Below are 20,108 nucleotides of genomic sequence, written 5' to 3'. Positions count from 1 at the left end.
ACTGACAACAAAACCGTGAAAAACGCCCGCGCCAGAACGGCCGGGCGTTTTTTCGTTAACTGGGCCGGTTTATCCGGGCTTGGCACCGGTGATCAAATTGCGGAAAACGCCGGGCACAAAGGTTGAAAGCGGGTTCACCGATATATCGGGATTTTCAATTGGTCCCTCAACCGTATAGGTCGGCGCAAACACACCCCCCCCTTCCTCGCCAACGAGCAAATCGCCAATCAGCGGGATTTTACCCAACACGGAATTCAGCGCATAAAACGGTACGATGGATCCTGCCAGTTTGATTTTATCCTGTGCCAGATCGATATTGCCATTCGCCGTAACACCGATGGCAGAACCGTTTGCCGCAACCTTGGTCAGGGTCAGCACATTGCTGGCATAGGTAAAATCACCATCCATCGCATCAAAGGTAATGCCTTTGCCCTGAAGGGAGTCAACCAGCCCCAGCAACGAAGCGGCATTTAACACACGCGCGGCAAGCGGTGCATTCACAATGCGGAAATTTTCAATATGGGCAGTGCCGGTAAAGGGCTGTGAATAGGCATGATCATCCACCGTGCCCTGAACCTTCATTTTCCCCTCACGCATATCGCCATACAGGTCTATCGCGGCCAGAAAACGCCCGGCATCATCGGCTGTAAGCTGCACCTTGCGCTTGCCATCGGCAAGCGGTTCAACCTGGGCAAACACATTGGCCGTGCCATCAAGTTTGCCATTCAAAACAATCGAGCGCCATTCCTCGCCTTCGACATGAATGGAGCCTTTAAGTTTTTTGACAACCTGGTCGCGGGCGGCCAGCAACTCGTCAACATCAAGATAGATTTCCATCTTGCCGCCCTGACGCGTGGTTTCCTGCCCTATCCCGCCACTATCCGGACCTTTATTGGCCGATTTGGCTTTTTCATCAGCATCGGAAGGTTTGGCCGGTTTTTGCGAAGAGCGCGAAACCAGCCACGGACGCGCATCAAAACGCGCGGCTTTCACGTCGATTTCTGAATCATCATTTTTACGTCGATAGGTAATGCGACCATCTTCGATCACCGGGGTTTCCCCCTTGGCATAAAAACGGCTGGCCTTGAGGTTTATGTCGATTGCCGAAAATTCACCGCCCATGCCCGTGGTACTGGCCGCCCCATCCATCCTGCTGTCCGAGGTGTCGGCAGTTGGTTCCTTTGCCACCCCCCTGGCGGTCAGGAAAGGCCGCAAGTCAAGCTGATCGCCTGCCAGGTCAATTTTTAGAGCACTGGCATTATTGACCACAAAGGTGCCGCTTACAGCGCTGTTTTCACGGAAATGCGCATTGGCAATATTGAAATGCAATTTGTCATCCAGGGCATTGTCACCGCGCCAGTAACCACTGGCGAGAATGGCGACATCGGGTGCCGTCAAATCGACATTCCGAACCTTTCCACCGCCATCAGCCGTAAACAGAATATCAAATGCCAGTTTTGACGGCTGGCCTGCATCCTTGTGGTAATCGGCTTCTTTCAGGTCCATCACGCTGTTGGCAAGGTCGCCTTTGGCGATCACTTCAACACCACCGGCCCGGATTACCCTGATTTCAACATCACCATCCGCCTTGCCCGAAAGAAACGACGAAACATCAATGCCAATATCATTCAGGGCCGCCAGGTCAAATGTACCACCGATCTGATAATGACTGGTCAGCGGGGTTTGACCATCGAAACTTTCAACCCAGTTAATGGTATTATGCCCGGTGCCAATTGCCGCATCCCCCGAAAGCTCCAGCCCCTTGGTATTGACCTGGAGTTCAAAATTGCCATCCTTAAGAGACAGATTGCGAAACGCCTTTTTAACGGCAACCTTTTCAAGGCGGGATGCGGCCGCGACCTTGACATCATCAAACGACAAATCCGATAGCAACGGAAACGAAAGTTCTACCCGGGTGGCCTGCTGCCCGGATAATTGACCGGGATCGATCTGGAGCTTTTTGGCAAATCCCAGTGGTTCATGGTCAATCAGCTTAAGGGCGTCGCGCACACCTCCATGTGCAACAAATTCGATATCCGCCCATTCATTATCGGTATCAAGTTTGGAGAAAACCAGCTTGGCACTATCAACGGTGATACCGTCAGCAACCCCTTTATCGACAAAAATGCTAAAGCTGCTGGCATCAAATTCCGCCCGGCCCGCGGCCTTTTGCACCTTGGGCATACCGGGCAGATACTGCACGTCGATATCCGACATCGTCATATCACCCTTGATATGATCTATCGCAGCCGCGCCATCATCCCCCCGGTGCATGGCCAGATTGATCGTGGCAACCTGAACACCACCGCCTGAAAGATTTTTGATAACCCAGTCGCGCGGATTGTCACCCAGTGTTTCGGGCCATAAATTGTTCAGATCGTCGGTTGCAACATCCGTCGCCTCTGCTGTCAATTGTACCGCCCAATTGCCCAGCGGATGATCAATTTCGGAATTTACCTTAATGCCGGTTTTGCCCGTGGTCACACTGACGTTACGAAAGACCAGCTTTCCCGGCTGGTATTGAACCGTCGCCTGGCCCCCATCAATATCGTAAACCGAATTCAGTGGTGTGGGCAGTTGTACCCGACCCGCACCGACATCAAGATTGGCAACAATGTCAAAGACGCTGCCATCCGCGCCAAGATCGGCGTCAAAGGTGCCTGATACCGGCAAATCAAAACGGTCCAAGCCAATAAAGTCGGACGAAATCGTCGAAAGCGAGGCCGGAATAACCTTGCCAATATGCGCCTTTAAGGCAATACGTTCGTCATGGGTAGAGTAGCTGGCGGTTGCCGTTAAATCGGTTGTCAAAGCACCGGCATTAATGGACAGCTTCATGTCCGCATCAATCCCGCCGGGGCGGCGCGCCAGACGAATTTGCGATTTCGGGGCCGACCAGGTTACACCCAGCAGGCGGTCCTCAACCCTGAGATCGGCATCATAAATACCGAAGCTTTCAAAATAGGCCGCTGCCGGAAAATCCGCCGCCTCGCCTGACAAAATGGCAACAACACGTCGCATCAGGGCACTACCGGAAACCAGTTCCTGTTCGGTTTCATCGCCCGCATCACCTGCATTTTCGGCATCCGCAGCCCCCTCGACTTCTGATTTGCCAAGCTGCCCTGCCTGTTGCTCAGATCCACTTTCACTATCGACCTGCCCGGCTTCAGGGACCGGTGGCTTGGCAGCATCCGCACGGGTTTGGGCATCATCTGCCCGTTCATCACCCGCATCTTTTCGCGTGACAGTTGTCGGCCCAGGTGCCGCTGATACTTCCGGCTGGCCGGTTTTACCGGCCTCGGGAATAGGTGTTGACATCACCGAAGTATTTGCAGGTTCGGTTGGTTGCTGCATGTCGGGCACGCGCGCCGTGGTCTGGTCCGCCCCCTGGTTAACACCCTCGGCACCTTTGTTTTGCGTTGGAGCAATCTCGGCCAGATCGGTGGTTAAACCGAAGTCAAGCTGGCCATCACGGTGGCGGATCAGGCGCAGGCGCGGCGCAATCAGGTCCACCTCGCGCAGGGCAAAAATACCCTTAAAAAGCGCACGGCTGGAAAAAACAACATCGGCAGCAGGCATACGCAGCATTTCATGCCCGTCCATCTGGCGGACCGAAATCTGACGCATCCGCACGTCAAATTTCTCTTCCCAGCCGCGCCACACCAGCACCATATCCTGAACATCGAATTTCAGGTCGCCGGAGCTTTTGTTCAGTTCCTCGAGAATATAAGGCGCAATAAAGTTAAGCGATACCGGCCCCTGCGAAACGCGCCAGATCAGCACACCGGAAAATACACCCACAAATAGTGCGCAAAATGCGAACAGGGCGGCGATTATTCCGGAAAGTTTTTTAACGTGCCTCAATGACCTGTCTTCTCCAAACCCGCATATCGGGTAATAGTTTGATCACACTATCAACGCCGCACAAGACGAAGGGTTTCCATAATTTTGTCCGGCATTAAATCTGATATTGTTTACAGGGCCTTTTTGTCATCTCCAAGAGAGGTTATGACTAAACTGTGATTTAACGATGAAAAAGACGCTGCCAAAGTGCTTTTCGACACCGATCGTGCCGAACAGCACATGCCAAAACCAAAGGAACGCCCATCGTGACCCTTGCCTGGACCCAAACCACCCTGCCAGCCCCCTTTGACGCGGAACGTTGCAAGACCGGGTTTGAAAGATGGGCCGAACTGGCCCGCAAACCCGTATGGGAAAACCAGGCCGATCATTTTGCCAGGCTGACAGAAGACCCCGCACATCATGCGGTATTGGCAGCATTGTTTGGCAACAGCCCGTATCTGACCAGCCTGGCCCTGCGCGACCCCGACATGATTGTCGATGCGTTTGAAAACGGCCTTGATCATGCCTTTGCCACCGCCCTTGAGGATGTCAGCATATCGGCTAACGCGGCAGGCACGGACCAGGCAACCGCGATGATGAAAGTCCGCCGGGCCAAGCGCCGCGCAGCCCTCGTCATTGCTTTGGCTGATATCAGCAATAGCTGGGATCTGGTCAAAATCACCGCTGCCATTAGCACTACGGCGGAAACCACCCTGAATTACGCATTGGCCCATTGCCTGTCGGCCACCGCAAAGTTGCGTAATCTGGACCTTCCCCATCCTGACGATCCATTGCGCGATTGTGGCATTTTTGCCATTGGCATGGGGAAACTGGGGGCGAACGAGTTGAATTATTCGTCCGATATTGATCTGATCTTTCTATTTGATGGCGATAAAATCACCTGGATCGAACGGGACCGGATACAGCAAATTCTGGTGCGCATGGTGCGCGATGTCACCCGCATCATGGAAGAGCGCACCGGGGACGGATATGTATTTCGTACCGACTTGCGCCTGCGCCCGGACCCGGCATCCACCCCGCCCATCATGTCGGCACTGGCAGCCGAGACCTATTATGAAACTGTTGGCCAGAACTGGGAACGGGCCGCCATGATCAAGGCGCGCATTGTGGCGGGTGATTACGACGCGGGGCAGGATTTCCTCGATATTCTGCGCCCCTTTGTCTGGCGCAAACATCTTGATTTTCTTGCCATTCAGGACATTCATTCCATCAAGCGGCAAATCAATGCCCACCGGGGTGGTAGCAAGGTGACAATCCCCGGCCACAATATCAAACTGGGCCGCGGCGGCATTCGTGAGATTGAATTTTTCGCCCAAACCCAGCAATTGATCTGGGGGGGGCGCGAACTGTCGCTTCGATGCCGCAGCACCTGCGAGGCGCTGCGCGAATTATGCAAATTCAAACAGATTTCCGAAAAAGTGCGTGACGAGTTGATCGACGCCTACCAGTTTTTGCGCAATGTCGAACACCGCCTGCAAATGACACATGACCAGCAAACCCAGACCCTGCCAGAAAGCGAAGAAGGCCTCTCCGCCCTGGCCTGTTTCCTGGGATATCAGGATTGCGAAACCTTTAAAAACGATCTGCTGGGCCATTTGCGCCGGGTTGAATCACACTATGCCGAACTGTTCGAGGAAGATTCGCCGCTGGGCGGCAACGAAGGCAGCCTTGTTTTCACCGGCAGCGAAGATGATCCGGAAACCATCCGCCAGCTTCAGCAAATGGGGTTTGAAAACCCGGGTATGATCTCCAGCACGGTGCGAGGCTGGCATCATGGCCGTTATCGTGCCACCCGGTCACGCCGCGCCCGCGAGATTTTGACCGAACTGATGCCAACATTGTTAACATCCCTGTCGGAAACCACCAATCCCGATATGGCCTTTCGTGCCTTTGATGAATTTCTGAAGGGATTGCCCGCCGGGGTACAGTTGTTTTCATTGCTTACCGCCAATCCGGAATTATTGCGCCTGCTGGCCAAAATTGCAGGCACCGCGCCGCGCATGGCGAAATATCTGGGCCGTAATGCCAGTGTTTTGGATTATGTTTTGATGTCGGGTTTCAATGATGAATTGCCCGATGCAAACACCATGTTGGACCAGCTAAACGAGCAACTGTCCCAGCCGGGTGCCGAAGTGGTGGAGCAATGGCTTGATATTGCCCGGCGCTGGGCCAATGACCAGAAATTCCGCATCGATGTGCAAACCATCAATAACCGCCATACCCCGCATCAGGCCGGGCGCGCACTGGCCGACGTGGCCGATGTTTCCATTCGCGGGCTGTTTCCACGCATTGCCGAAGATTTCGCACAAAAACACGGCGGATTTGACGAAGGCGGCCTGGCCGTTTTTGCCCTGGGCAAACATGGCGGGCAGGAACTTTCACCGGGCTCGGACCTGGATATGGTGTTTGTTTATGACGTGCCGGAAGGATGCGAGGAATCGGATGGCGAAAAGCCCCTGTCACCAGGCCATTACTTTATCCGCTTAAGCCAGCGTTACATCAACGCCCTGTCCGCCCCGACCGCCGAAGGTGTTTTATTTGAAACCGATTTGCGCCTGCGCCCCAGCGGCAGCAAAGGCCCGCTGGCCTGCCATTTCAACAGTTTTGACGGCTATCAAACCAACGAGGCCTGGACCTGGGAGCATATGGCACTGACCCGCTTGCGCCCGGTTTTCGGCCCGGAAAAGCTGCAACAAAAGGTGATGGAAAGCACCCGGCGGGTTTTGTGCAAAAAACGCGATTTTCACAAACTGGTGCGCGATGTTTATGACATGCGCAACCGCATGGCCGCCAATAAGGGCAGTGACCAGGCATGGGACATCAAACTTCGGCGTGGTGGCCTGGTGGACCTGGAATTCATTGCCCAGTTCCTGCAACTCAATCATGCGCATGACCATCCGGAAATATTATCCTCGACCACGCGCAAGGTATTTAAACGGCTGGGCAAGGCGGGCATCCTGCCCGCCGATGAGGCAGCATGGCTGGCAAACGCATCCTCATTCTGGCTGGCCTTGCAGGCGATGCTGCGCCTGACGACCGAAGGCCGTTTTTCGCCGGAAAATGCCAGCGCGGATTTGCGTGAAATGCTGACCGCCGCCGGACAATGCGAGGACTTTGCCGAGCTTGAAAAGAAACTCTCGGACACCGCCGAAGGGGTCAAACAGGTATATGACCGCCTGATCACCACCCCGGCCGAAGAACTTGGCCCTGTACAACCAGCCAACTGAACCAAACAAACAAAACCACCCTATAAAGCGATAGCCACAAACCCTGAAAAGAGGATGTTTACAATGAGCATTGCCGTTGGTGACAAAGCCCCGGATTTTGACCTGCCGACCGATGGCGGCGGGCATGTCAAACTTTCTGACCTGCAAGGTCAGCCGGTGGTTATTTACTTTTACCCCAAGGACATGACACCGGGCTGCACCACGGAATCCTGTGATTTCCGCGACCAACATCCCAATTTCGCTGCCGTAAATGCCAAAATCATCGGCATTTCCAAAGACAGTGCCGCGCGTCACGACAAGTTCAAGGAAAAGCACGACCTGAACTTCACACTGGCATCCGATGAAGAAAGCGATGTTTGTGAACGTTATGGCGTTTGGAAAGAAAAAAGCATGTATGGCAAAAAATTCATGGGGATTGAGCGCACAACCGTGATTGTCGATGCCGAAGGTGTCATTCGCCACATCTGGCCGAAGGTGAAGGTTAAAGGCCATGTGGACGAGGTTTTGGCCGCCGTCCAGGCACTTTAAATCCTGGCTCGCGTCTGTTCTGCCTGCCGGTCACGGGGACGTCGCCCGTGGCCGGTTTTTATTTGTGCCTAATGCGTTGACCGATTTCAGAAACTTTATCCTCCCGTATGTATCCATCTTGCAAGGGCGGTCCATAAATATGATATTCACAATTTGGGAGTCTGGACGCTCGCCATGCAGGCGACGGGGACAGGAAATTTGAACGCATCTATGGCGGGGCCAGTGAATGAACAAGAATGTCGTTGATCTTGACGATCAAATGTTAGCCGACTTCAAGGATGAAGCCCGCGACATCATCAGCAGCCTGGATGTGCATTTGCAGAACGCACATTCACAGGCCAACCGCGACACATTGCTGACCGCAATCCAGCGCGAGGTTTTTAACCTGCGATACAAGGGCAAATCGGTAAATGCCCCGCTGATCAACCTCACCAGCCACCGCCTGGCCGATTATGTCACCAGTTGCCGTGAACTCAATGCCGATGCCATTGCCGACATCCAGGCCTTTGTCGATAAAATCGAAGGTATCCTGGATGGCGACTTTTCTGGCGCCGCCACCGATTCCGCCGAATTTGTCCGCGAGCTGCCTTCCAAACGCGCGCCTGACATTGACCCGGCCTGGCTGAGCAAGGCAAATGTCGAAGCCCTGCTGGTCATTCCACAGCGTTCAATGGCAGCCATTGTTGAACGCGAACTGGCCGCCTGCGGGTATCGCAGTTCGGTCACGCATTCCTCGTTCGAGGCCATCGAACTTGCCGTTCGCACAAGGCCGGATTTCATCATTGTTGCCAAAACCATTGATGATCTTGACGGGGTTGATGTGGTCAATGCCCTACAAGCCATGCCCAAAACACGCGATATTCCTACCGCTGTTTTAACATCAGACGCCCCCAACCACCCGTCATTGCGCGATCTGCCGTTTCGTACGGCCATTATCCGCAAGGGCGGTGCCTTTGGCGATGACCTGGCCGAAGCCCTGGCACGGTTCAACATCACCTGAAAATGGCCTGGCATGTCTTGCCGCCTCATAAAATTAGCCGTAAAAACGGACCGCGTGAAAAACCGGTCCGTTTTCATTTTTCAATCAGCGTGATCCAAACCATGTCCCAAACCCTTGCCGATGCCGCCAAACAGGCCCTGTTGACTGTTGACCCCACAGAAAAGGCCTACCTGACCATCGATTTGGCCCGGCAATGGCGGGAAGGCATTATTACTGATGTTGGTGCAACCGATCTGCCCGACCGCCCGGCACGCCCGGCAAAACCCGAAACCCTGCCGCCCAACAAAATGCCCAAACGCAGCAAAGGCGGGCTTAAGGGGCGCATCGGGCTTTTACATGCGCTGGCCCATATTGAACTCAATGCCATTGACCTTGCCTGGGATATCGCCGTGCGCTTTCCCGACGAAAACATGCCGCGCGATTTTCACGATGCCTGGGTGCAGGTGGCCGCCGACGAGGCCAAACATTTCCTGATGCTGAATAAACGACTGAGTGAATTGGGGGCCACCTATGGCGATTTGCCTGCCCATGACGGCCTGTGGCAAAGCAGCATGGAAACCGCCTATGACCTGTTGGCGCGACTGGCCGTGGTGCCAATGGTGTTTGAAGCCCGCGGGCTGGATGCCACCCCGCCAACAGTAGAACGCCTGATTGCCAATGGCGATGTGGAAAGTGCAGAGATCCTTAAAATCATTGCGGCCGAAGAAGTCGCCCATGTCAGTGCCGGGCGCAAGTATTATGAAATGATGTGCGATAAGCGCGGCCTGCCCTATTACACGACATGGCATGCGCTACTGCGCAAACATCTGCGCGGCCCGCTGAAACCACCCTTTAATGACGAAGCGCGCTATGATGCCGGGATGCCGCCGGATTATTATCAGGATTACGTCCTGGAATTGCCCGGCGAGGGTGACGATGACTAAAATCTGTCGCCAGGATATACGCTTAAAACCTGTTGATCGTAAATGCCCTATTTTCCCCGAACAGTCCGTGAATGGATTTGGCAGATAAACGGTTGATTCAGGAATAAAAAAGCAAAAGCCACCGCAGGATTGTGAATGGCACGCAGATTTTACCAATTCCCTGACAGACCCGTTCCGTGACATCGCAGATTACTTTATCAAAGCCCGGTCACGCTGGTGTACCGGATGAAAAACAGCAATATACAACCCAAAACCAATCAATACCGCGCCCATCACCTGCACCAGTGACACATCGCTGCCCAAAATCACAGCCGATAAAACCAAACCCGAAAGCGGATTGATCAAATGGGCGGCCGCAGCCTTGCTGGCACCAAATCGACCAATCAGATAAAGCCATAAGAACATCGCGCCCAGCGTAATGACGATGGCAAGATAAAGAATTGATAACAAAACCGGCCCGTCAAACATGACGGCCCACTGCCCGACATCCGGCACCCGAAACAGGGCCAGTGGCAGCAAAACCAGCCCCCCGACCAAAGACTGCCAGAAATTGACATCCACCGGTGATGCCCCCATCGCCCGCGACTTTAAAAACACCGTGCCAAACGCAAAGGCCACCGTACCGCCAATTGCCATCGCATACCCCACCAGCGCGCCGGAAGAAAACATAGCGGCATGGTCGAGGCCCGCTCCGGCCGCAGGTTGCCATGCGGCAACACAGACCACTCCGGCAATACAAATGGTAAAACCAACAAAGCGTGCGGCGTTTAAAGGTTCCTGTCCGCTGGCTACGGCAAAGGCGCTGGTCAGCAGGGGCGCGCAGCTAATAATCACCACCAGTAGCGGTGCTGGCACGGTTTGCAGCGCCAAAAAGCTCAAACCCAAATAAAGGGTGTTGTTCAACACACCGGCAATCGCCCCAAAACGAATAGTCGGCCATTGCCAGAATTTCCTGCCCTGCCACAGGACAAAAGGCAGCAAACAGATACTGCCCAGCAAAAAACGCGCAGCCAGCAACACAATAGGGTCAAGATGGGCAATTGCAACCTTGCCGACGATAAATGCCGACGACCAGATCAAGCTGAAACCGACAAACAATAGGAGGACACACACCATCCTGAAACATTCCTGAAGACAGTAAATAATTTGAATGCAGCCTGCCTGATTTTGTCTGTGATGAGAAATTAATTAAAAGGAACACCAAATAAGATATGCTAATTTGGGGCACAAATTTCACACAGGTATCGCACGATGGCAAAACCGCAACCTGGCAATCAGCCACCGAATATCCCGATCTTTGACACAGCACCCGACATACACGTGCCCCGTAGCCCACAGCTTGATGACCGTCGCATCACGCTTGAACAGCTTCGGGCCTTTGTCGCCGTTGCCGGAGAACTGGATTTTCAGCGTGCAAGCAGCCAGTTACGACGCAGCCAGTCGGCCCTTACGCAAAGCCTGCAAAAACTGGAAGATATTCTTGAATGTCGCCTGATTGCCCGGCGCCGGGGCCAGGTTGAGGATTTGACCGAAAATGGCAAACGCCTGTTGCCTCTGGCCGAAGAAATTCTATCCCGACTGTCGGCCGCCGTTGAAAGTTTCCGCCAGCCGGCCTTGCGGGGACGCATCCGGTTGGGCGTGCCAGACGATTTTCCCTTGGGAAACATTGCCGGCGCGGTTCGTCGCTGTATGGAAGCCAATCCCGCCTTGCGGGTCGAAGTCACATCGGCGTTATCGTCAGCACTACAGGACCTGTATCGCAACCAGAATATCGACATGATCATTTACAAACGTATTGGTGATGACAACACCGGCACGCCCCGACCCGGCGGTATCAACGAATGGCAAAATAACAGGGATACTTCGCTTTTGCACCGTCAGCCTTTGCACTGGGCCTGTGCGGCGGCGTTTGCATCGCCAATCAAAGGCGAAATACCACTTATCACCTTTCCCGACGGATGTGCCTACCGGGCAGCGGCGATCCGGGCCTTAAAACAACAGGGCCTCGGTTATTTTAATGCCTATCGCAGTGCTTCCTACCAAAATATCCGTGCCGCAATTTCAAACGGCCTCGGGATTGGCATCCTGCCGCAAAGTGCGCTTAACGATGATCATATATCGCTTAATGGCCAGACCATGCTTCCTGCCCTGCCCGACATCGAACTTGTCATGGCCTATCAGCGACAAAATACCCTGCTTTGCCAATTCCGCCAGCAGCTTTTACGTAATATCGATTTTGCCGCCTTAAAAACCGAATAAGGCCGAAACCAAGTGATCGTAGGCAAAACGGCCTTTACAGGGCGCAATACAGCTACAACCTAATTTAGTCTTATTTGATATAACGCAATGCCTGATATTTGCGAACCGCTATCATTTTGACCTGTGATGAACCACATCATTGCCTGAACAAAATCATATCACATATCAGGAGGGACGAAATGCCAGCGACGATGAAAGCAGCTGTTGCGCGCGAATTCGGCAAGCCGCTATCGATTGAAGAAGTGACGACCCCCAAAGTAACCCCCGGCAAAATTCTGGTTAAAATCGAAGCATCCGGCGTTTGTCATACAGACTTGCATGCCGTCGAAGGCGACTGGCCGGTTAAGCCGAACCCGCCCTTTATTCCTGGTCATGAAGGTGTTGGCGTTGTTGCCGAAGTGGGCGAAGGTGTCAAATCTGTCAAGGAAGGCGACCGTGTGGGCGTGCCGTGGCTGCATTCCGCCTGCGGGCATTGCCATCATTGCATTACCGGCTGGGAAACCCTGTGTGGGGAACAGCTTAACACCGGCTATTCCGTGAATGGCGGTTTTGCCGAATATGTACTGGCGGATCCCGACTATGTTGGCCACCTGCCCGATGCGCTGGAATATGGCAATGCTGCACCGGTTTTGTGTGCCGGTGTGACGGTTTACAAGGGCCTGAAGGAAACCGAATGCAAACCGGGCGAAACGGTTGTGATTTCCGGTGTTGGCGGGCTGGGCCATATGGCCGTGCAATATGCCAAGGCAATGGGCATGAAAGTTATCGCCGTTGACATTGCCAACGAAAAACTCAAACTCGCCAAAGATCTGGGGGCTGACTGGACGCTGAATGCCGCCGAAACCGATGTGGTGGCCGAGGTGCAAAAGCAGATGGGCGGTGCCAATGGTGTTCTGATTACCGCCGTTTCCAACGCCGCCTTCAAACAGGGTGTCGGCATGTTGGGCCGTCATGGTACAATGGCACTGTGTGGCCTGCCGCCGGGAACGTTTGAACTGGATATTTTTGATACCGTGCTGTCGCGCAAAACCATTCGTGGCTCCATCGTTGGCACCCGTGCCGACCTTCAGGAAGCCCTTGAATTCGCAGGCGACGGCAAGGTGCACTCGCATTTCACCACCGAACCGCTGGAAAACATCAATTCCATCTTTGATCGCATGCGCGGCGGCAAAATTGATGGCCGTATCGTGATGTCGATCTGATCGATTGAATATATCCGATCTTAAAACATGCCGTGCTCATTACAGAGGCACGGCATGTTTGTTTTCCGACAAGATAAACCGTGCCCCTTACAGATCCTGCCCAGAAAAAGGATCCTCGCTGTAATATCGGACCGGCACGGCCGTGCCGACAATGTTGAAAACCCGCTCAATCCAGCCACGGATCGCTTTATAATCCGCCATTTCCAGGCCCGCTTCGTGCGCCAAATGAACATAGGCATATACGGCAATATCGGCGATGGAATAACGATCATTGGCCAGAAAGTTCTGTCCCTGCAAATGGCGATCCAGCAATTCCAGAACATGCCGTGCGCTGGCGCGTCGTCGGGATAGCTGTGCGGCGTTCCGTTCATTTTTGCCCGTCAGGTTCCAGTGGCGCAATGTCGCGATGGTCGATTGCACGTAATCAGTTTCGAAAAACAGCCACTGGCAAACCCTGGCCTTTTGCCAGGCATCATCCGGCAAATAGGGACTGCCCTGCGCCAGATAGAGCAATATCGCATGTGATTCTGCCAGGCAGCGCCCATCATCAAGCTCCAGAACAGGCACAGCACCGGCGGGATTTTTGCGCAAAAAATCCGGCGTATGACTTTCACCCTCAAAAATCGATACCCAAACCGTTTCATACTCCAAATTCAAATGGGCGCAAAGCTGGCGCACCTTCCAGGCATTTTGTGAACCGGCATAATCATATAGCTTCATGACACCCTCCCATTTCGGGCATAAAAATTACGTTCCGGCATTGAGCAATGCAGGTGACGGAATAGACGAATTTTGTGGTTTAAAGATTTAGGCAGGCACAGACATCATGTGGGCTTCATGCTCCAGAAGCCATTTTTTACGCGCCAGCCCACCGGCATAGCCCGTCAGGGTGCCGTCAGAGCCAATCACCCGATGGCAGGGCACAATAATCGACACAGGGTTAAGCGCATTGGCACGGGCCACGGCACGCACAGCCTTGGGGTTATTCAGTTTTTCGGCCAACCCGGCATAGGAAATATGGGTCCCCGACGGAATGCCGGTTAAGGCCTGCCAAACCGACCTTTGAAAATCGGTGCCACGCATATCAATATCATCCATCGGTAAAGGGAGCGTTGTTCCGGCGAAATAGGAATCCAGCCAGGCAATCACAGATGCCGGGGCCGCTCCCCCCTCTTGCCAGTCGATATTTTTAAAACGGCGCGACTGGATAAGGACCATACGGTCGTCATTATCCTCAAAATCAAGATGCACCAGCCGCCCCTGAACCGAAGCCAGACCAAGCCTGCCAATCGGACTGTCATAGCGCATCATATTAATGATCGTTCTCATGGTCCTTTTCCTTTGTAATTACATCATGCCCGTCCCGGTCCGGGATCAGGGCCGACCACAGATATTGCGCCGCATATGCCCGCCAGGGTCGCCACGCCACCGAATGTTTTTCGAGTTCTTTCGCGGTTGCCGAGCCACCGCCCATTTGCGAGCCCTTTAAAATCCCAAGGTCTGCTGCCGGGAAGGCATCCGGATCGCCCAATCCACGCAGGGCAAAGTAATTGAGCGTCCACGGGCCAATACCTTTGATCTTTGCCATTTGCGCCAAAATCTCGCTGCCGGTTTGGTCGTTCAAATCATTTGCGGCAAACAAGTCGATGACATCGGAAAGCGTTTGTGCGCGGCGACGTGTCAACCCAATCGAGATCAAATCATGGCCTTGCAGGGTGCCTGGTTCGGGACATAAATGGGTAATGCCGGTACCCGCCACCAACGCATCGGGCAAAGCCTGCCCATAGCGCGCAACAATGCGCCCGGCCAGTGTGCGCGCGGCTGCCACCGAAACCTGCTGTCCCAAAACGGCCCGCATCGCCAGTTCAAACCGGTCCCAGCAGCCCGGAACACGCAAGCCGGGTCGTTTTTGCACCAATGGCGCCAATAAGGGGTCACTGGCAAAAACCGCCGTGATCGCCACCATATCAGCATCAAGGTCAAACAAACGTCGCACCCGACCACCAATTTCAAGCAAACTGCCCCGGTCTTCACCCCGAAGACAGATTTCAATGCTGCCTTTGTTGGTGAAACGGCAAATCATCAGGCCCGGTGCATCGGCAATCAAAAAGCCCCGGGCGTAATAATCCGGCCCGACTGCCTCAAGCCCCGGAATGGCCCTGTCGCGAAAAAAACCCAAAATAAAATCACGATCAAAAGGCTGCCGGGGCTTAAGCCGCAGGATCATGTCATCCCTTTTCAAAAGAAAGGGGTCCTCGGTTTGTTCGGACTGTGCCAACGCCACGTTTTCCCCGCGAATCCCCCGCCGAAATGCCGTTGGCGCATGACCATAAGCCTCTTTCATCGCATCATTGAACCGGCGCAGGCTGCGAAAACCGGCAATATCAGCGATTTCCGTCATGGTCAGATTGCTATCGACAATAAGCTGCCGGGCCCGCAGCAAACGACGGGCCCTGGCATGTTCCTGCGGCGCAACCCCGGTGTAATCCTTGAATATCCGTCGCAAATGCCGTGTCCCGACACCCAGCCGGTCAGCCAGATCCTCGAGCGAACCTTCGGTTAAGGCGCCCTCCTCGATCAGGCGAACAGCACGGCGTACGGTGGCATGGACGCCGGCCGCGGCAGCACTGCCCGGTGCGGCTTCAGGACGGCAGCGCAGACACGGGCGATAGCCATGTGCCATTGCTGCCTCGGCCGTGGGATAAAATTCCACATTCTGCCGCTTGGGCGTAATCGCCGGGCAGATGGGCCGACAAAAAATGCCGGTGGTTTTAACTGCGGTATAAAACCGCCCGTCAAACCGGTTATCACGCGCCAGAAGGGCCGTATAACAAATGTCATCATTGATCTGTTCCATGCCCCCAATTCTAGCAGAGCACGGATGAAATACTCGCCATTTTCGGACTCTGACATTGGTAAAAATACCGCACCCAAAACAAAACCGCGCCAACATGACTGGCGCGGTTCAAGGTGATTGATGGTCAAAAGCCGGTCCGAAACCCGGCAAATGTCAGAACCGGGGTGGTTCGGCATCATAAACCCGTTGAAAGAAATCGGGATTTAGCAGGGTCGATACCGCAATCAGGGACGGCGACCGCCTTTCACTGACCTTGACGATCAGCGCGTGGGGTGCCGGTGTTATGTCGCGGATTTCAAGAACCTCAAAAACCGAACTTTGGGCGTTTGTCACCCGGAACTGGTCGCCAACGGCAATATTCTGGTCCGCTTTCCGCGCCATTCTTTTGGACCTCCGTTATCTTAAGGAAACAAAAACCGGCCGGGCACGAAATGTGCTCGATAACGGTTTCTGATAACGGATTTACTCTGCTTCAAAGTCGCGGCAAAACTATGACAACGGTATGGCTTATAAGGGAAAATGGCGGGAAATTTTCCTGAATTCAGGCCAAATATTGAAACTATTTCGGAAATAATATCAAACAATCAAACGCATGCTGTCACGCAACAAAAATGGCAGGATTTTTTCCTCTCGCACAACGCAAGCAGGAAACAACGCCAATATTCGGGTTGAGGCTCCGTAGCATTGAGAGACATTCTTCTGCCCGCGGCAAGATACCTCTATCTCGATGCAAAGGAGCCAAAAACGAAACAGCGGCACGGCCAAAGCCGCACCGCCATTCGTTCCGTCATCCATGCGGGGAAAGGGGGGGGAATCATGGACGACGAAAATCGCGTATTCAAAAGTTCAGGACCAGAACAAACGCCTAATCCATGACCTCCATATGTTGTTCCTCGCCAGGTTTTGGTTTTTGCGGCCCCTGCATCACCAGCAAAAGCGGCATAACCGCAAGCACAATCCACATCATCGCCTGAAAATCATCAAGATAAGCGACGGTTTGGGCCTGGACCGTTACAAGGTTATTCAACCCGACGGCACCGGCAGTCGTGGTCCAGTCCCAGGCTTCGGGCAACCAGGGTGCTTGCATGGCATGGCGAAAGGGCGTCAGCATCGCAGCAAAGCTTGAATGGATGATCTGGGTATTTTGCGTCAGCATGGTCGTCATCACCGAGATGCCAATGCTTGATCCGATATTGCGCATCAAACTAAACATGGCCGTTCCCTCGGTACGATATTTGGGGTTCAGCGTGGCAAACGTAATGGTGCTCAGGGGCACAAAGATAAAACCAAGCCCGATCCCCTGGGTAACGCCCGTCGTGATCAGAGTCATGGAACTGACCTCGGCCGTAAAACACGACATTTCATAAAGCGACAATGCCGTCATGCCCAAACCAAACAGGATCAGGAACCGAATATCGAACTTACCCACCAGGCGCCCCACCAGCATCATCGCAATCATCGATCCGACTCCGCGCGGGGCGAGCAAAATACCGGCGGTGACGACCGGATACCCCATCAGATTTTGTAAAAAGGGCGGCAACAGCGCCAGGGTCGCCAACAAAACCACCCCGACAATAAAGATAAAAATCAAACCGATGGCAAAATTGCGGTCCTTGAACAAACCGGGTTCAAGAAACGGGTTTCGCGCCGTAAACATGTGCACCAGGAACATGTAAAAACACAAAATGCACAACACCGTTTCGATCACGATTTCATAGGACGAAAACCAGTTTTGCGACTCTCCGCGGTCCAGCATCATTTGCAATGCACCGATTGAAAGGCTTAACAACGCAAATCCGAACCAGTCAAACGGAAGCCCCGGCCTCTTTTCGGTTTCTGGCACAAAGGCCATAATACCAAGCAGCGCCATAATGCCGATCGGCAAATTGATGTAAAAGACCCAGCGCCAGTTGTAATATTCCGTCAGATAGCCGCCGAGTGTTGGCCCGAGGATCGGCCCCAACATTACGCCCATCCCCCACATCGCCATTGCGGATCCATGTTTTTCCTTGGGATAGGTATCAAGCAAAACCGCCTGGGACAACGGCACCAGCCCCGCCCCGAAAGCCCCTTGCAACAAGCGGAAAATCACGATTTCCGGCAAAGACGTTGCCGCACCGCACAACATGGAGGCAATGGTGAACCCCGCAACCGAGCAAATGAACAGCTTGCGACGCCCGAAACGGGCCGCAAGAAAGCCGGTTGGCGGTGTCATGATGGCCGCAGCAACGATATAGGATGTCAGCACCCAGGAAATCTGGTCCTGGGTTGCAGACATACTGCCCTGCATATGAGGCAAGGCCACATTGGCAATCGTCGTATCAAGTGCCTGCATGATCGTCGCCAACATGATGGAAACGGTGGTCAAACCCCGTTCCATCGGCGTGGTTTCCATGCTTGCTGTTGCTGCGGCAGCGCTCATTGTCCGTTATCTCCGCGCGCGGTACCGGCTTCGGCCTCGTTTACACCGATCCAGGTCAACGCCGTTCTGGCAAAGGCCGGCATTTCACGCTGGTGATGGGTATCAACTTCAACAACCGTGCTCATTCCGGCGCGCAAAACGGGCTGACTGCCGGTCATTTCCAGGGCAATACGAACGGGAATACGCTGCACAACCTTCACCCAGTTGCCGGTGGCGTTCTGGGCCGGCAGCACCGAAAACTCTGCCCCGGTTGCTGGCGACACACTTTCCACAACACCTTTCCATTCATGATCCGGATAGGCATCGACCGTCACGGAAACAGACTGCCCCGGCTGCAAATAGGTCAGATCGACTTCCTTGAAATTGGCATCCACCCACATCGAACTGTCCGAAACAAGGCTGGCAACAGCCCGGCCCGGCGAGATATAGGCCCCCGGCTCTGGCTTGTTGGCAACCACACCGTCAAAGGGTGCGGTGATAACCGTATGGGCAAGATCAAGTTTTGCCTGGTCAAGGGCGGCTCTGGCCTGCTGGAACTGCGGCAGGTTTTCGACAGGCGTATCAACCGACCCGCCCAGTTTGGCAAGGGTCGTTTTCATCGCCTGGCGATCCAGGGCAATTTCCTGTTTGGCACTGGCAACCGCATTTTGCGCATCGTCAAAAGCCGCCTTGGATACAATATTGCGTTTGCTCAGTTGCGACTGGCGCGCATAGGTTTTTTCGGCATATTCCAGTTTGATTTTCGCCAGTTCCAGGTTGCCCTGCTGCTCGGCATAGCTTTGTTTGAGGGCATTCATGTCCTGACGGACCGACGCCAGATTTGCCTGTGCCTGCTCTACGGCAATTCTGAAGGGGTCCTGATCAAGGCGCAAAATAACATCGCCTTTTTTGACATGCTGGTTTTCCTGCACGAGGACTTCGGCGATCTGCCCGCTAACCTGCGGGCTGATCGCAACCATATCGGCATGAACATATGCGTTTTCGGTTTCAACAAACCGTCCGCCCGAATAATACCAATAGGCACCACCAACGATGACGGCGACCGGCCCCAACACAAGCAAAAACGGGCGCAACCAGCGCCGCTTGCGTTTTGGCACGGCCCCACCTTGATGGCCCTGTTCTGCATTATCCTTTTTTTCAACAGGTTCACTCATTCTTCGTCGCCTTTTAAATCTCGTTTGGGGACCGGCGGGACTTTGTCCGACAGTTCCTGTTCGCAGGAAATCAGGTTCATGCGCATATGCTGCAAATGCCCAATCACGACTTCCTGATCCTGTTCCGATAAACCTGCAAGCGCATCGCGCCGGGTTTCAGCCGCGAATTCCCACATTTTGTCAATCAGTGGCGCGGCATTTTTACCGATATACAAATTCACAGCCCGTCGGTCCGCCGGATCACGCCGACGTTCAACCAGACCGGCTTCCTCCAACCGGTCAATCAGACGTGCCAGGGTGATGGGCTGAATATCGATCAGGTCAGCAAGTGCGGCCTGGTTGATGCCTTCGCGGGGAACCAGAAAAGCAAGCGCCTGCAATTGCGACTGTGTCAGCCCCAAATCGCGAGCACGGCGGTTGAAACGACGCATCATCAGACGAGAAACGTCTTTCAGCAAAAAACCAATGCTTTTTTGCGGATCGCGGGAAGACGTCAAATAGAACTCCTACTTATTATACGTATTGCATATTGTAAGCAATGTATATGAAATTGCATCACAGATTGGCAAGTGTGAATTCATTCACACAATCGTGCGCGCCTGCAAAAAGGAATAAATATCTGTTTTAAAATAATAATTTTAAAAAGATGGCACCCATGCAGGAAATGCAGGC

General features: G+C 53.8%; 15 protein-coding genes. 6 read left to right on the top strand and 9 right to left on the bottom strand.

Annotated features, from left to right (window positions below; all coding sequences use genetic code 11):
- Window positions 1-69: 69 nt before the first annotated feature.
- A complete protein-coding gene (locus tag TH25_RS04325) occupies window positions 70-3,864 on the bottom strand; it encodes a YhdP family protein (protein ID WP_147252986.1) in 3,795 nt (1,264 codons plus the stop codon).
- 245 nt (window positions 3,865-4,109) lie between these two features.
- Between TH25_RS04325 and TH25_RS04320 the strand changes: the two genes are divergently transcribed.
- The 4 genes from TH25_RS04320 (at window position 4,110) to TH25_RS04305 (ending at window position 9,542) form a co-directional block, all read left to right on the top strand.
- On the top strand, window positions 4,110-7,091 hold the full coding sequence (locus TH25_RS04320; RefSeq protein WP_114087192.1) for a bifunctional [glutamine synthetase] adenylyltransferase/[glutamine synthetase]-adenylyl-L-tyrosine phosphorylase: 2,982 nt from the start codon (window positions 4,110-4,112) through the stop codon (window positions 7,089-7,091).
- Between the two features lie 63 nt (window positions 7,092-7,154).
- Entirely contained in the window at window positions 7,155-7,619 is a 465-nt protein-coding gene (bcp, locus tag TH25_RS04315; RefSeq protein WP_114087191.1) for a thioredoxin-dependent thiol peroxidase, read from the top strand.
- Window positions 7,620-7,845: 226 nt separating this feature from the next.
- The gene (locus TH25_RS04310) at window positions 7,846-8,619 is read left to right on the top strand and encodes a response regulator (protein WP_114087190.1); all 774 of its coding nucleotides are present in this window, start codon (window positions 7,846-7,848) and stop codon (window positions 8,617-8,619) included.
- A 101-nt stretch (window positions 8,620-8,720) separates the two neighbouring features.
- Window positions 8,721-9,542, top strand: coding sequence for a ferritin-like domain-containing protein (locus TH25_RS04305; protein WP_114087258.1), 822 nt, complete (start codon window positions 8,721-8,723; stop codon window positions 9,540-9,542).
- 189 nt (window positions 9,543-9,731) lie between these two features.
- Here the strand turns inward: TH25_RS04305 and TH25_RS04300 are convergent, their stop codons facing one another.
- Entirely contained in the window at window positions 9,732-10,658 is a 927-nt protein-coding gene (locus TH25_RS04300) for a DMT family transporter (protein ID WP_114087189.1), read from the bottom strand.
- A gap of 204 nt (window positions 10,659-10,862) precedes the next feature.
- Between TH25_RS04300 and TH25_RS04295 the strand changes: the two genes are divergently transcribed.
- Complete coding sequence (locus TH25_RS04295) at window positions 10,863-11,801, top strand: LysR family transcriptional regulator (RefSeq protein ID WP_181847395.1); 939 nt, start codon at window positions 10,863-10,865, stop codon at window positions 11,799-11,801.
- Window positions 11,802-11,980: 179 nt separating this feature from the next.
- Window positions 11,981-13,003, top strand: a complete 1,023-nt coding sequence (gene adhP, locus TH25_RS04290) for an alcohol dehydrogenase AdhP (RefSeq protein WP_114087187.1) — start codon at window positions 11,981-11,983, stop codon at window positions 13,001-13,003.
- 87 nt (window positions 13,004-13,090) lie between these two features.
- Here adhP and TH25_RS04285 read toward each other — a convergent pair whose 3' ends face one another.
- From TH25_RS04285 to TH25_RS04255, 7 genes are all read right to left on the bottom strand, one after another.
- Entirely contained in the window at window positions 13,091-13,723 is a 633-nt protein-coding gene (locus tag TH25_RS04285) for a glutathione S-transferase family protein (protein WP_114087186.1), read from the bottom strand.
- 87 nt (window positions 13,724-13,810) lie between these two features.
- Window positions 13,811-14,332 (bottom strand): methylated-DNA--[protein]-cysteine S-methyltransferase, encoded by a 522-nt coding sequence (locus tag TH25_RS04280; protein ID WP_114087185.1) that lies wholly within the window; start codon window positions 14,330-14,332, stop codon window positions 13,811-13,813.
- On the bottom strand, window positions 14,316-15,860 hold the full coding sequence (locus TH25_RS04275; RefSeq protein ID WP_114087184.1) for a DNA-3-methyladenine glycosylase 2 family protein: 1,545 nt from the start codon (window positions 15,858-15,860) through the stop codon (window positions 14,316-14,318). Before TH25_RS04275 ends, TH25_RS04280 begins: the two co-directional genes overlap by 17 nt.
- A gap of 153 nt (window positions 15,861-16,013) precedes the next feature.
- Window positions 16,014-16,241: a hypothetical protein gene (locus tag TH25_RS04270; protein ID WP_114087183.1), complete on the bottom strand. Its 228-nt coding sequence runs from the start codon at window positions 16,239-16,241 to the stop codon at window positions 16,014-16,016.
- A gap of 484 nt (window positions 16,242-16,725) precedes the next feature.
- A complete protein-coding gene (locus tag TH25_RS04265) occupies window positions 16,726-18,282 on the bottom strand; it encodes a DHA2 family efflux MFS transporter permease subunit (protein ID WP_114087182.1) in 1,557 nt (518 codons plus the stop codon).
- The gene (locus TH25_RS04260; RefSeq protein WP_114087181.1) at window positions 18,279-19,436 is read right to left on the bottom strand and encodes an HlyD family secretion protein; all 1,158 of its coding nucleotides are present in this window, start codon (window positions 19,434-19,436) and stop codon (window positions 18,279-18,281) included. Before TH25_RS04260 ends, TH25_RS04265 begins: the two co-directional genes overlap by 4 nt.
- Window positions 19,433-19,933 carry a MarR family winged helix-turn-helix transcriptional regulator gene (locus TH25_RS04255; RefSeq protein WP_220151337.1) on the bottom strand — a complete coding sequence of 167 codons (501 nt, stop codon included), beginning with the start codon at window positions 19,931-19,933 and terminating at the stop codon, window positions 19,433-19,435. The genes TH25_RS04260 and TH25_RS04255 overlap by 4 nt, the downstream gene beginning before the upstream one ends.
- Window positions 19,934-20,108 lie beyond the last annotated feature (175 nt).

This window comes from Thalassospira profundimaris, from assembly GCF_003326755.1.
Taxonomy (GTDB): Bacteria; Pseudomonadota; Alphaproteobacteria; order Rhodospirillales; family Thalassospiraceae; genus Thalassospira; species Thalassospira profundimaris_B.
The sequence above is the reverse complement of the archived record's forward strand: the minus strand, read 5'-3'. Positions and strand labels throughout refer to the sequence as shown.